The organism is Pseudomonas sp. B14-6 (assembly GCF_013260315.1).
Lineage (GTDB): Bacteria > Pseudomonadota > Gammaproteobacteria > Pseudomonadales > Pseudomonadaceae > Aquipseudomonas > Aquipseudomonas mandelii.
On the sequence record NZ_CP053929.1, the window covers coordinates 854,595 to 871,151 of the forward strand.

14 protein-coding genes and 1 pseudogene are annotated in these 16,557 nt (G+C 60.6%); 4 read left to right on the forward strand and 11 right to left on the reverse strand.

Features of this window, described 5'->3' with window-relative positions:
* Positions 1-36: 36 nt before the first annotated feature.
* From HP062_RS03905 to HP062_RS03940, 8 genes are all read right to left on the reverse strand, one after another.
* The gene (locus tag HP062_RS03905) at positions 37-1,074 is read right to left on the reverse strand and encodes a sugar kinase (RefSeq protein WP_172790855.1); all 1,038 of its coding nucleotides are present in this window, start codon (positions 1,072-1,074) and stop codon (positions 37-39) included.
* The gene (locus tag HP062_RS03910) at positions 1,067-1,849 is read right to left on the reverse strand and encodes a sugar phosphate isomerase/epimerase (RefSeq protein WP_010459976.1); all 783 of its coding nucleotides are present in this window, start codon (positions 1,847-1,849) and stop codon (positions 1,067-1,069) included. Before HP062_RS03910 ends, HP062_RS03905 begins: the two co-directional genes overlap by 8 nt.
* A gap of 140 nt (positions 1,850-1,989) precedes the next feature.
* Positions 1,990-3,015 carry a LacI family DNA-binding transcriptional regulator gene (locus tag HP062_RS03915; RefSeq protein ID WP_083376832.1) on the reverse strand — a complete coding sequence of 342 codons (1,026 nt, stop codon included), beginning with the start codon at positions 3,013-3,015 and terminating at the stop codon, positions 1,990-1,992.
* Positions 3,016-3,147: 132 nt separating this feature from the next.
* A complete protein-coding gene (locus tag HP062_RS03920; RefSeq protein ID WP_172792536.1) occupies positions 3,148-3,756 on the reverse strand; it encodes a LysE family translocator in 609 nt (202 codons plus the stop codon).
* A gap of 52 nt (positions 3,757-3,808) precedes the next feature.
* Positions 3,809-4,648, reverse strand: coding sequence for an AraC family transcriptional regulator (locus HP062_RS03925; protein ID WP_010459981.1), 840 nt, complete (start codon positions 4,646-4,648; stop codon positions 3,809-3,811).
* 76 nt (positions 4,649-4,724) lie between these two features.
* On the reverse strand, positions 4,725-5,366 hold the full coding sequence (locus HP062_RS03930) for a DUF1345 domain-containing protein (protein ID WP_172790856.1): 642 nt from the start codon (positions 5,364-5,366) through the stop codon (positions 4,725-4,727).
* A gap of 102 nt (positions 5,367-5,468) precedes the next feature.
* On the reverse strand, positions 5,469-8,567 hold the full coding sequence (locus HP062_RS03935) for an efflux RND transporter permease subunit (RefSeq protein ID WP_172790857.1): 3,099 nt from the start codon (positions 8,565-8,567) through the stop codon (positions 5,469-5,471).
* A gap of 14 nt (positions 8,568-8,581) precedes the next feature.
* Positions 8,582-9,739, reverse strand: coding sequence for an efflux RND transporter periplasmic adaptor subunit (locus tag HP062_RS03940; protein ID WP_102593762.1), 1,158 nt, complete (start codon positions 9,737-9,739; stop codon positions 8,582-8,584).
* Positions 9,740-10,033: 294 nt separating this feature from the next.
* On the opposite strand from HP062_RS03940, the gene HP062_RS03945 reads away from it, so the two are divergent.
* The 4 genes from HP062_RS03945 (at position 10,034) to HP062_RS03960 (ending at position 14,487) form a co-directional block, all read left to right on the forward strand.
* The gene (locus HP062_RS03945) at positions 10,034-10,735 is read left to right on the forward strand and encodes a response regulator transcription factor (protein WP_010459989.1); all 702 of its coding nucleotides are present in this window, start codon (positions 10,034-10,036) and stop codon (positions 10,733-10,735) included.
* 4 nt (positions 10,736-10,739) lie between these two features.
* Complete coding sequence (locus HP062_RS03950; RefSeq protein WP_172790858.1) at positions 10,740-12,053, forward strand: ATP-binding protein; 1,314 nt, start codon at positions 10,740-10,742, stop codon at positions 12,051-12,053.
* Between the two features lie 158 nt (positions 12,054-12,211).
* Positions 12,212-13,402 (forward strand): hypothetical protein, encoded by a 1,191-nt coding sequence (locus HP062_RS03955; protein ID WP_172790859.1) that lies wholly within the window; start codon positions 12,212-12,214, stop codon positions 13,400-13,402.
* A 50-nt stretch (positions 13,403-13,452) separates the two neighbouring features.
* Positions 13,453-14,487: a hypothetical protein gene (locus HP062_RS03960; RefSeq protein WP_172790860.1), complete on the forward strand. Its 1,035-nt coding sequence runs from the start codon at positions 13,453-13,455 to the stop codon at positions 14,485-14,487.
* A gap of 137 nt (positions 14,488-14,624) precedes the next feature.
* Here HP062_RS03960 and pncA read toward each other — a convergent pair.
* From pncA to HP062_RS03975, 3 genes and pseudogenes are all read right to left on the reverse strand, one after another.
* A pseudogene (gene pncA, locus HP062_RS03965) lies at positions 14,625-15,253 on the reverse strand (bifunctional nicotinamidase/pyrazinamidase).
* A 49-nt stretch (positions 15,254-15,302) separates the two neighbouring features.
* Complete coding sequence (locus HP062_RS03970) at positions 15,303-16,070, reverse strand: anti-sigma factor (RefSeq protein WP_010459997.1); 768 nt, start codon at positions 16,068-16,070, stop codon at positions 15,303-15,305.
* Positions 16,067-16,552: an RNA polymerase sigma factor gene (locus HP062_RS03975; protein ID WP_077748369.1), complete on the reverse strand. Its 486-nt coding sequence runs from the start codon at positions 16,550-16,552 to the stop codon at positions 16,067-16,069. The genes HP062_RS03970 and HP062_RS03975 overlap by 4 nt, the downstream gene beginning before the upstream one ends.
* Positions 16,553-16,557: the final 5 nt, after the last annotated feature.

Sequence of the window (16,557 nt, forward strand, 5' to 3'; positions counted from 1 at the left end):
CCTGAGCTTGTTGTTTTTGTCGCAGCAGGTAACGGGTCAGAAATCTTCAGTGGCTGTGCGGGGCTCTTCGCGGGCAAGCCTCGCTCCTACAAGAGCGCCGCTGTCCTGTAGGCGCGAAGCTTGCCCGCGAACAGCGGTCTCAAATTCGACGGACATCTCAAGTCGGGTCGGCAACCCCTCCATATCCCCGCGACTCTGCACCGCACGGCTGCCAATCCAGTTGGCCCGCTGCACGGCATCGGCGAAGCTGTGGTTTTCGAGCAAGGCGCTGATCATGCCGACGGCAAAGCCATCACCGGCGCCGACGGTATCGACCACCGTTGCCACCGGCACACCCGCGACAAACCCTTGATCTTGCTGCGTGCGGTAATACGCGCCATGGGGCCCGAGCTTGATTGCCACCGCTTCTGCACCCTGATCGAGATAAAACGCCGCAATGTCCTCCGGGTCTTCATACCCGGTCAGCAAACGTCCTTCACTCAACCCCGGCATCACCCAGTGGGCGAGGGCGGCGAGGCGGTTGATCTCGCTGATCATCAGTTGCTCGCTGGCCCACAGACTTGGGCGCAGGTTCGGGTCGAAGGACACGCTGCGCCCGGCAGTGCGCATGCGGGTCATCAGTTCAAAAGACATTTCCCGGGCCGACGCAGACAGCGCCGGAGGAATGCCGGTAGCGTGCAGATGTCGCGCGTTGAGCAACGGCGGGGAGATCGATTGCACCGACAAATGACTCGCCGCCGAGCCGCGACGGAAATACTCGACCGCCGGATCACTGCCATCGTCGGTACGAGACTTGAGCTGAAACCCGGTCGGGTGTGCCGGGTCGATGGCGACATGGCTGCAATCCAGGCCTTCCTTTTCCAACGTATCAACGACAAACCGTCCTAACGAATCGGCACCGACCCGGCTCAGCCACGCCACGTTGAACCCCAGCCGCGACAGGCCGATCGCGACGTTGCTGTCCGCCCCGGCAATGCGCTTGTGGAATTGGCCGACGGCCGCCAGATCACCGTTCTGATCGGCGACGAACATCGCCATGGTTTCGCCGAACGAGAGGATATCGAACTCAGACATGGGCACTCTCCAGACGGGATTGGCCGAGGCGGGCGAGGGTGGCGACGTGGTCGGTGGTCAACTGCACCAGGTCATCGCCTTGCAGCGGATATTCCGCCGCGCGCATGACGCCTTGGGCCATGTGCCGCAGCAGTTGTTCCCACAGGTGCACATCGCTGGCAGCTGGCGGGGTGGCGACCAGTTTGCCGTCAGCCCGGCGCGCAACGGCTTTGCAATGCACGTAGCCGACATGCCGACCGAGCAGCCGAGCGGCATTGACGGCGGACTGGTCCTGCCATTGCCAGTTGCCGATGTCGAAGGTCATTTTGATCGGCAGTCGGTGTTGCTCGACTTCGCCGAAGAAGCGTTGGAACGGCTCGATACGCCCGCCGTGCAAGGTCTGGTCGTTTTCCACCAGCAGCTGCACCGGGCTTCGCGCGAGGATCCGGCTCAAGGTGTGCAGATCGTTGTTGTCGGTGAAGTAGCCCAAGGAAACTTTCAGCCATTTGGCGCCGAACGTTTCAGCGCGCTGGAGGGTGCAAAGCAGTTCAGGGTTGGGTTTCGACTGGCCGGCCAGCCACAGTTCCATCGGTGAGGAATAGATGCTTTCCAGGCCATGTGAGCGAGTGGCGTCGGCCAGTTGCACCGGGTTTTCATGGGTCAGCAATTCTTCGCGCCATTCAATGCGCGTGGCACCGGCAGCCGCCAATACCTCGATAAAACTGCCTTGGCCGCGTTGGCGGACCAGATCGGCGCCGTAGCTCGACAGGCTGATGGAAACGGGTGGTTTATTCATTGTTTTGCACCTCTGAAACCGGTTTCATTTTTGTTCAAAAAAAATGGCTTAAGTAATGTGGGGTTCTTTCGGGCCTCATCGCGAGCAGGTGTACGCATTCCAATGTGGGAGCGAGCCTGCTGGCGATAGGGCCATCACATTCACTGAAGATTCCCAAGGGTCGACCCACGCACAATCAACCGCGCCGAAAAATCCATCGTCCGCACCGGTCCGTCATCCCCACGCAACCGCTTGAGCAAACACTCAAACGCGCTCGCGCCAATCTCCGCCGTCGGCTGGGCCAGCGCCGTAATCCCGCTGCCCACCAGCGGATACCAATCCAGATCATCCAAAGCAATCAACCCGACATCCTCGAACAGATTGCACTGCAACTCGCGCAAGGCATGGGTTGCGGCCAACGCCGCAATGCCATTGGCACAGAACAACGCTTTGTGACCAGGGCCGGGGGTTTCCAGGAAGGTTTTCAGTTGCGCAGTCAGCTCGCTACCGGTTTCGACCACCGCGCCGGTCAGCGTCGGACGCTGCCCGATCTGCGCCTTGAAACTGCTGACCCGCTCAATCCGCGAGCTGGTGCCGTCAAACGGTTCGGTCACCATCAGCACGTCGCGATAGCCGCGTTCCTGCAAGTGGGCGATGGCCATTTCCACTGCGGCCGGGTTGTCCAGACCGACCAGATCACTTTCAAGCTGCTCAACCTTGCGATCCACCAGCACCATCGGCATCTCCCGATGCAGCTCGCGCAACTCATCGCGGTGGTGGCCCAGGGTATTCACGATCAAGCCTTCGATGTTGTACGAGCGCAGCAACGCGAGGTGCTGGCGCTCCTGCTCGTCATCGCGATCGGTGTTGCACACCACCAGGCTGTAGCCGTGCTGACGGCAGGCGGTTTCCACCCCGTGCATCACGGCAATCGAATAAGGGTTACGGATGTCGGCTACCAGCATGCCGATCAGGCGAGTGCGGCCGCGTTTCAGGCCGCGGGCCATCTGGTTGGGGCGATAGCCGAGTTGGGCAATTGCCTGCTCGATGCGCAAGGCAATGGCATCGGAGAGCAGAGCGCGATCATCGCCGATGAAGCGCGAGACGCTGGCCTTGGAGACGCCGGCGTGTTCGGCGACGTCGAGCATGGTGACGCGGCTGCGCTGGGCGGCGGAGAAATCGTTCACGGTCTGAAACCTTCTTATTGGATTTATCAGGTTAAGTGCCAAGCACTGAAACCGGTTTCAGAAGACACCAGAAACGAATCCCCCGTCAAGTAGCGAATGAACGATGAGCCTATAAACGCCGACGGATGGAGGTCACAACCAGACACTCAGCCAGGCCGATACCAGCAGCAACACCGCCATGCCACGGTTGAAACGTTGCATCGCCTGCGGCGAGCGTAACCAACGCATGGAGCCTGCGCCGAGCAGTGCCCATACGCCGAGGCAAGGCAGGGAAATCAGGAAAAATGCCAGCGACAGATACACCACCTGTACCAGCCGATATTCACCCGTTCCGGCAAAGACGCTGACGACGGCGAGGGCCATCATCCATGTTTTCGGGTTAATCAATTGCAAGCTGGCGGCGCCCACCGCTCCAAGTCGCGCCTTGGTTTCCTGCGCGGCAACGGATTGCGCCGGGGCGCTGAAAATCTGCCACGCGAGGTAACTCAGCCACATCACTCCGATCCATTGCATGGCGGTTTGCACGGCGGGCAACGCGCTCAGCGACGAACCAGCTCCGGTACCCACCACCAAAACAAGGGTGGCGGCGCTGGCACAGGCACCGAAAATGATCGGCAGTGCGGCAGAAAGTCCATATCGGGCGCTGTTACTCAGCACCAGAATGTTGGTGGGTCCGGGCGTGATCGACGCCACGAAAGCAAACAGCAGGAAAGGCAGGAACGTCGGGAAAGAGGGCAGCATCGCGGGCAAACTCCGGTGAAGATCGATGATGACGATCTTCACAATCGGCGTATCACCTGTCTGGAAGATTTGAGCAGCGCTTGCGGTACAGCGCGGGTGTCAGGCCATAGGCTCTTACAAACCAGCGGCCCAGATGACTTTGATCGGAAAACCCCAATTCCATGGCGATTGTGGCCGGTAGTTCTCCGCGGGCCAGCAGGCGACGCGCGGTGGCCAGGCGTAATTGCACGAGGTAAGCATGGGGTGCGATGCCATAAGCGGCCTTGAACGCGCGGGTCAAACGGAATCGATCTACGCCAGTTGCCGCAGCTAATTGATCGAGACCGATGTCGTAACGGGCGTTGGCATGCAGGTACTCCCGGGCCTTCTGCGCCACCCGGGGCAGGCGCGGGTCTTCCGCATAACGGGTGCGCCAGTGCAAGTGAGTGGTGAGGCGCTCCAGTAACCCGTCAAGAGCGCTCTGGCGCACGATTCTCAATTCCGCCCCGTGCAAGGCTTCAAAGGCGAGGCTGATGGCGTGAGCCAGCCTTGTATCACTGGCCAGGGTGGTGGCGAAACTCAATTGACTATTAAGCGGCGCGTCTTCGAACAGCGCGCTCAACTCACGTTCCAGCCACTGTGGATCGAGGTACAACATGCGGTAGGTGAACCCATCCTCCGTCGGCGCCTCTCCGTCGTGGATGTCTCCCGGTTCGAGCAAGAATACTTTGCCCGGCGTGCTCTGATGCCTGGCGCGCCGGCAATTGAATTGCTGAACGCCTTGCTCGGTCACGCCCACCAGGTAGCTGTCATGCCAGTGCGGATCGTAAGCGTGGCCCTTGAAATGCGCGCGCAGGGTTTCGATGCCGGTGTCGGCGTCTTGGGTCAGGTCGATCCAGTTGTGGGTGGTCATGTTGCACCTGCGAAACCGTTTACCAACGTATTTAACGCCGACGCCGGGAACAATGACTAGAACGTTTGTGCAGCGCTCAGCCAAATAACCCGGCTGCGATGTTGATCGAAAAACCGAGAATCGCCGTATTGAACAAAAAACCGATCAGTGATTGCGCCAGCACAATCTTGCGCATGCTCCGAGTCGCCACGCCCACATCCGAAGTCTGCACCGCCACGCCAATGGTGAAAGAGAAGTACAGAAAGTCCCAGTAATTGGGGGTTTCCAGTCCTTCGGCGAAGCGTAGTGCCAGGTCCTTGCCGTCCCAGGTGTAGAACAGGCGAGCGTAATGCACGCTGAAAATCACCCCGATCAGCAGCCATGAGCCGATGAGCGTCAGCGCGGTGAAGCCGTAATGCAGAAGCTTGCGGGTGGTTTCCAGGTCTTTGCTGCCGGCCAGCTCGAAGGTGATGGTCGCGAGGCTGGCAATCGCCGCGATGCACACCACAAACAACACCAACCCGGCGTTTTCGTCTTCGATCTCGGCAATACGCCTTACATCAGGCGCCTTGGCGCGGGCGGCGAGCCAGAGCATCAGGATCAAGTACGTCCAGACCCCGACATTCCAGCCAATGAGGATTTTGCTGATGATCGAATCGACTGGAGCCAGAATGCCTGCCGCGAGGCCAAGGGTGGCTGCGGCAGACAGGCGAGGGTGGGTGCGGGCGAGATAGGGCATGGGTGCTCGATGGGCCAGGGTATGCGACCACCTTAGTCCAGTGTGGTCTGTTGTGACCACACCAGAGAAAACAACCCGCTCCCGCAGGGGATATGTTGTGGGTTAGATGTCTTTATGGCGTTTGCGGACCAGCTTCATCACCACCACAAAAAACACCGGCACAAACACCACCGCCAGCGTCGCCGTGATCATCCCGCCGATCACCCCGGTGCCGATTGCTTGCTGACTCGCCGAACTGGCCCCGGTAGCAATTGCCAACGGCACCACACCCAGAATGAACGCCAGCGACGTCATCACAATCGGCCGCAACCGCAAGCGCGCGGCTTGCAGCGTGGCGTCGATCAAGTCATGCCCTTCGTCGTACAGGCTCTTGGCGAACTCGATGATCAGGATCGCGTTCTTCGCCGACAGGCCAATGATGGTGATCAGTCCGACCTTGAAGAACACGTCGTTGGGCATCCCGCGAAAGGTCACGGCCAGCACGGCGCCGAGCACACCCAGCGGCACTACCAGCAGCACCGATGTCGGAATCGACCAGCTTTCATACAGCGCCGCCAGACAGAGGAACACGATCAACAGCGACAGCCCGAGCAGAATCGGTGCCTGACTGCCGGACAAACGTTCCTGCAACGACAACCCGGTCCACTCCTGACCCAACCCGGCCGGGCCGAGCGCAACCAGCCGCTCGATTTCCGCCATGGCTTCGCCGGTGCTGTGGCCGGGCGCCGGCTCGCCGGAAATGCTGATCGCCGGGTAGCCGTTGTAACGGGTCAACTGCGCCGGGCCCTGGGTCCATTTCGCCTGGACGAAGGCCGACAACGGCACCATTTTTCCGCCGTCGTTACGCACGTGGATCTTCAGCAGATCGGCCACCTGGCTGCGTTGATCGCCTTCAGCCTGAACCACCACCCGTTGCATCCGCCCCTGATTGGGGAAGTCGTTGATGTAGGCCGAACCGACCGCCGTGGAGAGCACGTTGCCAATGTCGGCAAAGGACACGCCCAAAGCGTTGGCCTGTTTGCGGTCGACTTCCAGCTGCACTTGCGGCGCCTCGGCCAGCGCGCTTTCGCGCACGTTCATCAGGATCGGGCTTTTCTCGGCGGCGGCGAGCAATTCGCTACGCGCTTTCATCAGCGTGGCATGACCGAGGCCGCCACGGTCCTGCAAGCGGAACTCGAAGCCGCTGGAAGTGCCGAGACCGTCAACCGGCGGCGGCAGCACCGAGAAGGCCACCGCATCCTTTATCTGGCTCAGGGCAATGTTGGCGCGGTCGGCAATCGAACTCGCCGAGTCGTCGCTGCCCCGATCCGACCAATCCTTCAGCGTGGTAAATGCCAGCGCGGCGTTTTGTCCGCTGCCGGAAAAACTGAAACCGAGAATCACTGTGCTGTCGCCGACACCCGGTTCCGTGGCGTTGTGCGCTTCAACTTGTTCCACGACCTTGACCGTGCGGTTTTTGCTCGCGCCCGGTGGTAGCTGAATGTCGGTGATGGTGTAGCCCTGATCCTCAACCGGCAGAAACGAGGAGGGCAGGCGACTGAAACACAGGCCCAGACCAATCAGCAGTACGCCGTAGATCAGCAGATAACGGCCCGTGCGTTTCAGTGCATACGCCACCCAACCTTGATAACGCTCGGTCAAACGATCGAAACCACGGTTGAACCAACCAAAGAACCCGCTCTTTTCGTGATGCTCGCCCTTGGCAATCGGCTTGAGCAGCGTCGCGCACAGCGCCGGGGTCAGGGTCAGCGCAAGGAAGGCGGAGAACAGGATCGAGGTGGCCATCGACAGCGAGAACTGTCGGTAAATCACCCCGACCGAGCCCTGCATGAACGCCATCGGAATAAACACCGCCACCAGCACCAGGGTGATGCCGATGATTGCCCCGGTAATCTGCTTCATCGCCTTGCGCGTCGCCTCTTTGGGCGACAGGCCCTCGGTGGCCATGATCCGCTCGACGTTTTCCACCACGACGATGGCGTCATCCACCAGAATGCCGATGGCCAGTACCATGCCGAACATGGTCAGCACGTTGATCGAGAAGCCCAGCGCGAGCATGGTCGCAAACGTGCCCATCAGCGCCACCGGCACCACCAGCGTCGGGATCAGCGTGTAGCGGATGTTCTGCAGGAACAGGAACATCACCGCAAACACCAGCAGCATCGCCTCGCCGAGGGTGTAAACCACTTTGGTGATCGAGACTTTGACGAACGGCGAGGTGTCGTAAGGAATCTTGTATTCCACGTTCGCCGGGAAGTAGCGCGCCAGTTCATCCATCTTCGCTCGCACCAGGGTCGCGGTGCTCAGCGCATTGGCGCCCGGCGCCAACTGTACGCTGACGGCGGTGGAAGGCTTGCCGTTCAGGCGCGTGCCGAACTGATATTCCTGGCTGCCGATCTCGACCCGCGCCACGTCCTTGATGCGCACGGTGGAACCGTCGGGGTTGGCTTTGAGGACGATGTCGGCGAATTCTTCCGGCGTCGACAATTGGCCTTTTACCAGAATGGTCGCGGTGATTTCCTGGGTGGTGCGCGTCGGCAAATCGCCGATGCTGCCGGCCGAGACCTGGGCGTTCTGCGCGACGATGGCGGCGTTGACGTCGCCCGGGGTCAGGTTGAAACCGATCAGCTTCTGCGGGTCGATCCAGATGCGCATCGCCCGTTCGGCGCCATACAACTGGGCTTTGCCGACGCCGTCCAGACGCTTGATCTCGTTCATCACGTTGCGCGCCAGGTAATCACTGAGCGCCACATCGTCGAGCTTGCCGTCGCTGGAAGTCAGGGTGATCAACAACAGGAAACCGGCGGAGACTTTCTCCACCTGCAAGCCTTGCTGATTGACCGCTTGGGGCAGGCGCGATTCCACGACTTTCAGCCGGTTTTGCACGTCGACCTGGGCCATTTCCGGGTGGGTGCCCGGCTGGAAAGTGGCCTTGATGGTGGCGCTGCCGAGGCTGCTCTGGGATTCGAAATACAACAGGTGATCAGCGCCGTTGAGCTCTTCCTCGATCAGGCTGACTACGCTCTCGTCGATGGTCTGCGCCGAAGCGCCGGGGTACACGGCGTAGATTTCGATCTGCGGCGGCGCGACGTCGGGGTATTGCGCCACCGGCAACTGAGGAATGGCCAAGGCGCCGGCCAGCAGGATGAACAGGGCAACCACCCAGGCGAACACCGGGCGATCGATAAAGAACTGCGGCATAAAAAGCGTCCTGCTTACTGACCAGAAACCTGGGCAAGTGGAAGAGGGGTGTTGTCGATCTGGACTTTTTCACCGGGCTTGGCGTGTTGCAGGCCTTCGGTGACGATGCGGTCGCCGGGGTTAAGGCCGGCGGTGACGATCCAGCGATCGTTCTGTACCGCGCCCAGTTCTACCGTTTGCTGGCCGATGCGCTGCTCGGCGTCGATGACCAACACCTGGGCAATGCCGGCGCTGTCACGCTGAATGGACCGTTGCGGTACGCTGATGCCTTGCTGATTGACGGCTTGTTCGAGGCGCACCCGCACGAAGCTGCCCGGCAGCAAGTCGAGGTCCGGGTTGGGGAACTCGCTGCGCACGATAATCTGGCCAGTGCCCGGGTCGACAGTGATGTCGGTGAACAGCAGCTTGCCCGGCAGCGGGTAAAGGCTGCCGTCATCCTGAATCAGCGTGGCTTTGGCCTGGCCCTGGCCCACTTCCTTCAACTGCCCGGAACGGAAGGCGCGGCGCAGGTCGTTGAGTTCCCGGGTCGATTGGGTCAGGTCGGCGTGAATCGGGTTCAGCTGCTGGATCAGTGCCAGCGGCGTGGTTTCGTTCTGCCCGACCAGCGCACCTTCGGTCACCAGCGCGCGGCCGATGCGCCCGGAAATCGGTGCGGTGACGGTGGCGTAGCCGAGGTTGAGTTTCGCCCGGTCCACGGCGGCCTTGTTGGCGGCGACATCAGCAGCGGTTTGCCGGGCACTGGCCCGGGCGTTGTCGTAATCCTGGCCGCTGATGGCGTTGCCTTCGATCAACTGGGCATAACGCTGTTCCTGCAATTTGGCCTGGAACGCATTGGCTTCAGCCTTGCGCAAGGACGCTTCGGCGCTGTCGAGGTCAGCCTTGAAGGGTGCCGGGTCGATACGGAACAGCACATCGCCTTTTTTGACGTCGCTGCCTTCGCGAAAGGTGCGTTGCAACACGACGCCGGCGACCCGGGCGCGGACTTCGGCAATCCGTGGCGCGGCAATCCGCCCGCTCAGTTCACTGGTGATCGACAGGGGCCGGGCTTCGACTGTTTCGACGCGCACCGTGGCCAGAGGCGCCTGTTCTTCGGCGTTCGAGGACTTGTCACAAGCGCTCAGCGTCAATGCCAGCGCCATCAGGCTGAGCTTGGCAAGCAGGTTCTTTGACATGTAATTACCCCAATAATGACTGCCCGCATCCTACGGGGAGGCGAGGAGAGTAGCGGTGAAGCTTTGTTGGTGCTGTGTGAAATTGTGTAAGGGTTTTGCTCGCGGGCGTGCGGGGGCGTATATCCTTGGCCGCTTGAAACTTTTTGCGCCTGTCAGGCCGCCTTCGCGGGCAAGCCTCGCTCCTACCGTTAATCGCATTCCCTCGTTGGAGCGGGTATGCGCATTTCCCTGTAGGAGCGAGGCTTGCCCGCGAAGAGGCCCCAAAGGTCGCCACTGCACTTTCTGGAAACACCCATGCCCAACATCCTCCTGGTCGAAGACGACACCGCGCTCTCCGAACTGATTGCCAGCTACCTGGAACGCAATGGCTATAGCGTCAGTGTGATCAGCCGTGGCGACCACGTGCGCGAGCGGGCGCGGGTCAATCCGCCGGACCTGGTCATCCTCGACCTGATGCTGCCCGGGCTCGATGGCCTGCAAGTCTGCCGCTTGCTGCGGGCGGATTCGGCCACGCTGCCGATCCTGATGCTCACCGCTCGCGACGACAGCCACGATCAGGTGCTGGGGCTGGAAATGGGCGCCGACGACTACGTCACCAAACCCTGCGAACCCCGCGTCTTGCTGGCCCGCGTGCGCACGCTGCTGCGCCGCAGCAGCCTCAGCGAACCGCAGACCGCCAACGACCGCATCCTCATGGGCAACTTGTGCATCGACTTGTCCGAGCGCACCGTGACTTGGCGCGATCAGCTGGTGGAGCTGTCCAGCGGTGAATACAACCTGCTGGTGGTGCTGGCCCGGCATGCCGGCGAAGTACTGAGCCGCGACCAGATCCTGCAACGCCTGCGCGGCATCGAATTCAACGGCACCGACCGCTCGGTGGACGTGGCGATTTCCAAGTTGCGGCGCAAGTTCGACGACCACGCGGGCGAGGCGCGCAAGATCAAGACCGTGTGGGGCAAGGGCTACCTGTTCAGCCGTTCCGAGTGGGAATGCTGAGACGATGTTCAGGATCCTGTTTCGCCTCTATCTGGTGATGATCGTCTCGTACAGCGCGGCGATCTACCTGATGCCGGACTTGGTGATCAAGCTCTTCCATGAGCGGTTCGTCACTTACAACCTCGATTATTCGCGCGGGCTGCAAACCCTCATCGTCAAACAGTTCCATGCCGTGCCGGAAGCTCAATGGCCAGCGTTGGCGACTGAAATGGACAAGGAGTTTGCCCCGCTGCGCATCGTTCTGACCCGCCATGACGATCCCGACTTCACCCTCCAGGAGCGCCAGCGTTTGCAGCGTGGCGAGAACGTCGTGCGCATTGGTGACTGGGGCTGGCGCACGCTCGCCGTGGCACCGCTGAATGAGCAGTCCATTGTCGAAATGGTCGTACCGCCGGACCCGATGGACGTCAGCCTGTTGTACTGGAGCATCAACGTCCTGATCGGCGCGACCATGCTCGCCTGCCTGTTGCTGTGGCTGCGTCCGCACTGGCGCGATCTGGAACGGCTCAAAGGCACCGCCGAACGTTTCGGCAAGGGCCACCTCGGCGAACGCACACAGATCTCCTCGCACTCCAACATCGGCAGCCTGGCCACTGTCTTCGACACCATGGCCGGCGACATCGAAAACCTGCTCAACCAGCAACGCGACTTGCTTAACGCCGTGTCCCACGAACTGCGCACACCGCTGACGCGCCTGGACTTCGGCCTGGCCCTGGCGCTGTCCGACGACTTGCCGGCCGCCAGTCGCGAGCGGCTGCTGGGGCTGGTCGCGCACATACGGGAGCTGGATGAGCTGGTGCTGGAGTTGCTGTCCTACAGCCGACTGCAAAACCCGGCGCGTCTGCCGGAGCAGGTTGAAGTGTCGCTGGACGAGTTCATCGACAGCATTCTGGGCAGCGTCGATGAAGAACTGGAATCGCCGGACATCGTGATCGACGTGCTGCTGCATGGGCAACTTGAACGCTTCGTGCTGGACCCGCGACTGACGGCTCGCGCGATACAGAACCTGCTGCGCAATGCCATGCGCTATTGCGAAAAGCGTATTCAGATTGGCGTAAAGGTCTGTCCGAAAGGGTGTGAAATCTGGGTCGACGACGACGGCATCGGCATTCCCGACGATGAGCGCGAGAGGATTTTTGAACCGTTCTATCGACTGGATCGCAGCCGGGATCGGGCAACGGGCGGATTTGGCCTGGGGCTGGCGATCAGTCGTCGGGCGCTGGAAGCGCAGGGTGGCACGCTGACCGTTGAGGCATCGCCGCTCGGCGGAGCGCGATTCAAATTGTGGTTGCCGACGCCGGCCAGCACTTCGGCTTAAGGTCAGGCGCGTTTTCAGACTAAAGGTAGTCATTCAGGTTTTTAAGGTGCTGTACCTGTCAGATCTGACAGTAGCGGTCATCGGCCGGGCGGTGTTGAATAAAAAGGACGTGCTCTTTTCTATCCAGCCATCGCAGCCCGGCCTACAGGGACTTTCCCATGAATACGATGACCACATTCACCCTCGACAAACCCCTCATTCCGGGAATGAAAGAACCGATTCCGGGGCCGGACGGCGTCGACGCCGGGCTGCCACTGGCGTTGACTTACCTGTATCCGGAAGGGGTCAAAGTGTTCATCGAGCCTTCGTCCCTCGCACAAGCCGGTGACACCTTCAAGCTGCAGCTCAACGGCGCAGCGGTGGCCTCATTCCCCGTGATGGCGGGTGAAGAAGACAAGCGTGCGACTGTTTACGTGCAGACCCGGCACTGGACGGACGGGCTCAATACGCTCGATTGCTTGCTTGATCGCGCAGGCACCGAGATCGACGCTTCGGCGCCGTTGCGAGTGTTATTCCATGCGCAGCGCCCCGGCCTCGTGGATCAGTTTCCTGGCGAGGAAGGTCATTCGGAGCTATCGATTGAAGTCGAGTCAGAAGTGCTGGATCAAGGCGTGGACCCTGAGCGGGCAAGCGAAGGCGTTATCGTCACGCTGTCCTATCCGTTGATGAGGACGTTTGACCAGATTCGGCTCGATTGCAATTCCATTGTGCTCAACCACACGGTGACCCAGCCTGAAGTCGATCAGGGTTGGCTCGAGATGACGGTCGACGAAGCGACATTTGTTGCGGCTGGCGATAATCCGCGTTTTCGCATCAATTACACAGTGATCGATCGCGTAGGTAACGGGCCGGATGTCAACAGCCCGTACTCGGCCAGTCTGTATCTGTACGTCAACCTGAAGGGCACGTGGTATGACCCACCGATCGTCAGTGAAGACCCCGCCGATGCCGAAGACGATCCCGATACCATCGAGCTTGAAAAACTCGCGGGCAAACCGGCCACGGCGCAGGTTTACGTGCCGCGCGGTTGGTTGAAAGACGACGAAATCCACCTCACTTGCCGCTTCCGCAGCGCCGACGGATCGGAACCGGAAGACGTGTTGACGCTCATTGAAACAATCAAGAATGTCCCTTTCATGTATTCGCTGTCCGTTCCATACGATCGATTCGCCCGAGTTGCGGGCGGGACTGCCGTGTTCAGTTACACCCGCATGAGTCAGGGCAATAGGCTTGATCGTTCCATTGCGTTGAAGGTCGACGTCAAAGGCAAGGCTGTCTCCTTGCTGCAACCGCCAACGCTGGTGGGGCGGGCACTCCACTGGACCCACTGGACTTTGTTGATGGCGTGACCGCTCGTGTGGAATTTCTTGACGATGTTCCCGGTGATCAGGCCCGACTGTTGGCCGAAGGTACACCCGGTCTCGGCTCGCCGACGTTCGCCGCCATAGCCTTCAACAAAAACCATCGGGCGAACTTTCTGCTCAAGCCACAGATGTTGATGGCCAATCATGGTGCGGTCATGAGCCTGTCCTGGGCGTTGCTCCGCGATACTGCGGCGCAAGCCAGCGATTCACTGGATGTGACGATCAATCGAATAAATGACAAGGATCCGCGCCTGCCAAAGCCGTCGATCCCTCAAGCCATCGGCAATAAGGTGCTGGATCTCGGCTCGTTTGCGGGCCCAGTGCAGGCGCAATGCGCGCCATGGCCCGGGATAGGACTTGGGCAATTGCGTTGGTTTCGCCTGCACGGTGTTGATGTAAATGGCAACGAGTACGTCATCCCTATCGCTCAGGGCGCACCTGTCACGAATGTGGAGATAGGCGGGCTGGACAACACGGTGCCACGGGATCTGCTGCTGAAGTTCAAGCCCGGAAGCCAGCTGCAAATGGTGTTGAAAGTGGGGTTCGACGGCAAGGACGATGAAAGCGCTGCCGTGGTGTTTGCCACACAGGAACTGACAGTATTGAACCTGCCCGCTCAGCCTCTGGAGGACTTTGACGGTGCGCCCACCCAAACGGTGCGGCACGGCGGTGTCATTGATCTGTCCAGCATGCGGATCACGTTCAAGTCGGGAGAAGGCGAGGTTGCCGTCACTCCCCGCACTGAAATTGGCGAATCGTTTCCCGGACAGGTAGAAAACCAGGTGCTGAGCATCGGTCGCGAAGCGTTTGGCACAGCGGCGGTGAACGTGGAATTGAAACTCAAGAACAGTTATTCACGGATCAGTTTCTGGCACGTCAGCTCCAATTACGACAACAGCACCGTGTCGTATTACACCGCCGCTGGAGCCTTGCTGGGCACACAGAAACTGGGGACATCATACGGTGGTCCGGTGAATGTTTCGTTTGATGCACCGGGTATCGCTCGGCTGGATTTTCACTGCCCTACGCCGGACTGGTTCTCACTCGATAATTTCAGAGTGGCTGATTAGTGTGGGGCCGAAACGGAACAGACTTGGTTATCGGTGAGTGAGCGATTGCAATTTCCAGGTAGCGTCTGCCAAGCCTGCGAAACTGCGTTCGAATCGTGGCGCACTCGAACGCAGTCCTTGTGGGCAGGTGCCGGGGGTTAACCCGGCACTTGATCCGCTGAAACCAGATCAACGCCAGCCACCTGCATCCGCGAGATCGCAGCCGCTAACGATCCGTCCAGGTCAATCGCCCGGCACGCATCCAACACCACGAACACATTGAACCCCGCCGCCCGCGCATCCAGCGCCGAGAACATCACGCAGAAATCCAGCGCCAGTCCGACCAGATAGAGCGTGTCGATGCCGCGTTCTTTCAAATAGCCGGCCAGGCCGGTGGTGGTCTTGCGATCCGCTTCCAGAAATGCCGAGTAACTGTCGATGTCCGGGTTGCAGCCCTTGCGGATGATCAGTTGCGCGTGGGGCAGGTTGAGATCCTTGTGTAACTCGGCCCCTGCCGTCGCCCGTACACAATGATCCGGCCACAGTGTTTGCGGGCCGTAAGGCAGCTCGATGACCTCGTAAGGTTCGCGATCGGGATGGCTGGACGCGAACGAGGCGTGGCCGGGCGGGTGCCAGTCCTGGGTAATGATGACCTGTTTGAACCGGTCGCCCAGGCGGTTGATCAAGGGCACGATCAAGTCTCCCTCGGGCACCGGCAGTTGCCCCCGGGGATGAAGTCGTTCTGTACGTCGATGACCAGCAAGGCTGTGCGAGAAACGTTTGGCATGGGGAGGTTCCTCCTTGGAAAACAGACGCCAAGCATAGGGCAACTTCGCTCACGCGCTAAGTCGGCTACGCAACGATTTCGCCATGCCTTCCAGTTCCGCCGCCGGGTTATGCCCGATCAGCATCCACGCATGTTCCATGTCTGCCCAATACACCACATTCATCCTGTGCCGAATCTCATGGGAAAAATGCCGGCTACCACTGTTGGAGCGCTTGGCGCACAAGGCAATCGGACCATGTGCCGGGTCCAGATAAGTAATCTGCGCGATCGGCATGCCGTCGTATTCGAGGATCTGCGCGCGCTTCAATTCGGACCGTGGCAGGGCCAGTTTTGCAGGCGTCAGGCTCAGGCCCAGGCGCGCGTCGATGGTTCGCAGTTGCGCCCGTTGCGAGGCTTCGTCGACGGGCAAGTGTTCCAGGGTTTGCGGCACGTACAGCGACATATAGTCGGCGACCAGGCCCCGCCAGTTGCTTTTTTCCTGGCTCAGTTGCCAGGCAAGGAACAATCGATCCGCCACCACGCCACTCACCACCAGGCCGGCCGCCGCCGCGAGGAATCGGCGTCGATTCAGGGCCGGACGTTCAGGCGAGGGCAAAGTGTCGAGCATCGACTGCAAGCGGTGGACAGGCGCCTGTTGGGTCAGTTCGTCATAAGCCTCTTTGAACGGCAGGCTGCTGCGGGCCAGCCATTGCAGGCGCAAGTTGAGTGTCGAGTCTTCGGCGACGGCCGCGTCGATGCGGGTGCGCTGGTCGGCATCGAGCTGATCGTCGAGGTACGCCACCAGTTCCTCGTCCGAAGGTGTCGCGCGCTCGTTCATCGACGTTCTCCCGTGAAAGGGTTCGGCACTGTGTGCAGTGGCGGATATTCAGCCAGTTTCACCCGTGCGGCGGCGAGGCGGCTCATGACGGTGCCGATGGGCACTTGCAGCACCTCGGCGACTTCGCGATACGACAGGCCTTCGACATACGCCAGGTACACCGTTTCACGTTGGGCCTCGGGCAGGGCGTCGACCCGGCGGATGACCTGGGCGGCGAGCACATGGGTCTGCGCTACCGATTCTCCGTCAACCGACAACTGGCTGTCGGCATCGACCAGGCCCTGACCTTGGCGCACCCGTCGGGAGCGCACTTCGTTGAGCCAGATCGAATGCAAAATGCTCAACAGCCAGCGGTCCATGCGGGTGCCAGGTACAAACTGCCCGGCACGCTCAAGTGCCCGAACGCAGGTGGCTTGCACCAGGTCTTCGGCCACATGCCGTTGCCGGGACAGCAGCAGGCCGTAACGCCATAAACGCGTCAAATGCT

Bases quoted from the DNA above. Each gene is read 5' to 3' on its own strand.
- HP062_RS03905 (WP_172790855.1), bottom strand. From the start codon at position 1,074: ATGTCTGAGTTCGATATCCTCTCGTTCGGCGAAACCATGGCGATGTTC.
- HP062_RS03910 (WP_010459976.1), bottom strand. From the start codon at position 1,849: ATGAATAAACCACCCGTTTCCATCAGCCTGTCGAGCTACGGCGCCGAT.
- HP062_RS03920 (WP_172792536.1), bottom strand. From the start codon at position 3,756: ATGCTGCCCTCTTTCCCGACGTTCCTGCCTTTCCTGCTGTTTGCTTTC.
- HP062_RS03925 (WP_010459981.1), bottom strand. From the start codon at position 4,648: ATGACCACCCACAACTGGATCGACCTGACCCAAGACGCCGACACCGGC.
- HP062_RS03930 (WP_172790856.1), bottom strand. From the start codon at position 5,366: ATGCCCTATCTCGCCCGCACCCACCCTCGCCTGTCTGCCGCAGCCACC.
- HP062_RS03935 (WP_172790857.1), bottom strand. From the start codon at position 8,567: ATGCCGCAGTTCTTTATCGATCGCCCGGTGTTCGCCTGGGTGGTTGCC.
- HP062_RS03940 (WP_102593762.1), bottom strand. From the start codon at position 9,739: ATGTCAAAGAACCTGCTTGCCAAGCTCAGCCTGATGGCGCTGGCATTG.
- HP062_RS03945 (WP_010459989.1), top strand. From the start codon at position 10,034: ATGCCCAACATCCTCCTGGTCGAAGACGACACCGCGCTCTCCGAACTG.
- HP062_RS03950 (WP_172790858.1), top strand. From the start codon at position 10,740: ATGTTCAGGATCCTGTTTCGCCTCTATCTGGTGATGATCGTCTCGTAC.
- HP062_RS03955 (WP_172790859.1), top strand. From the start codon at position 12,212: ATGAATACGATGACCACATTCACCCTCGACAAACCCCTCATTCCGGGA.
- HP062_RS03970 (WP_010459997.1), bottom strand. From the start codon at position 16,070: ATGAACGAGCGCGCGACACCTTCGGACGAGGAACTGGTGGCGTACCTC.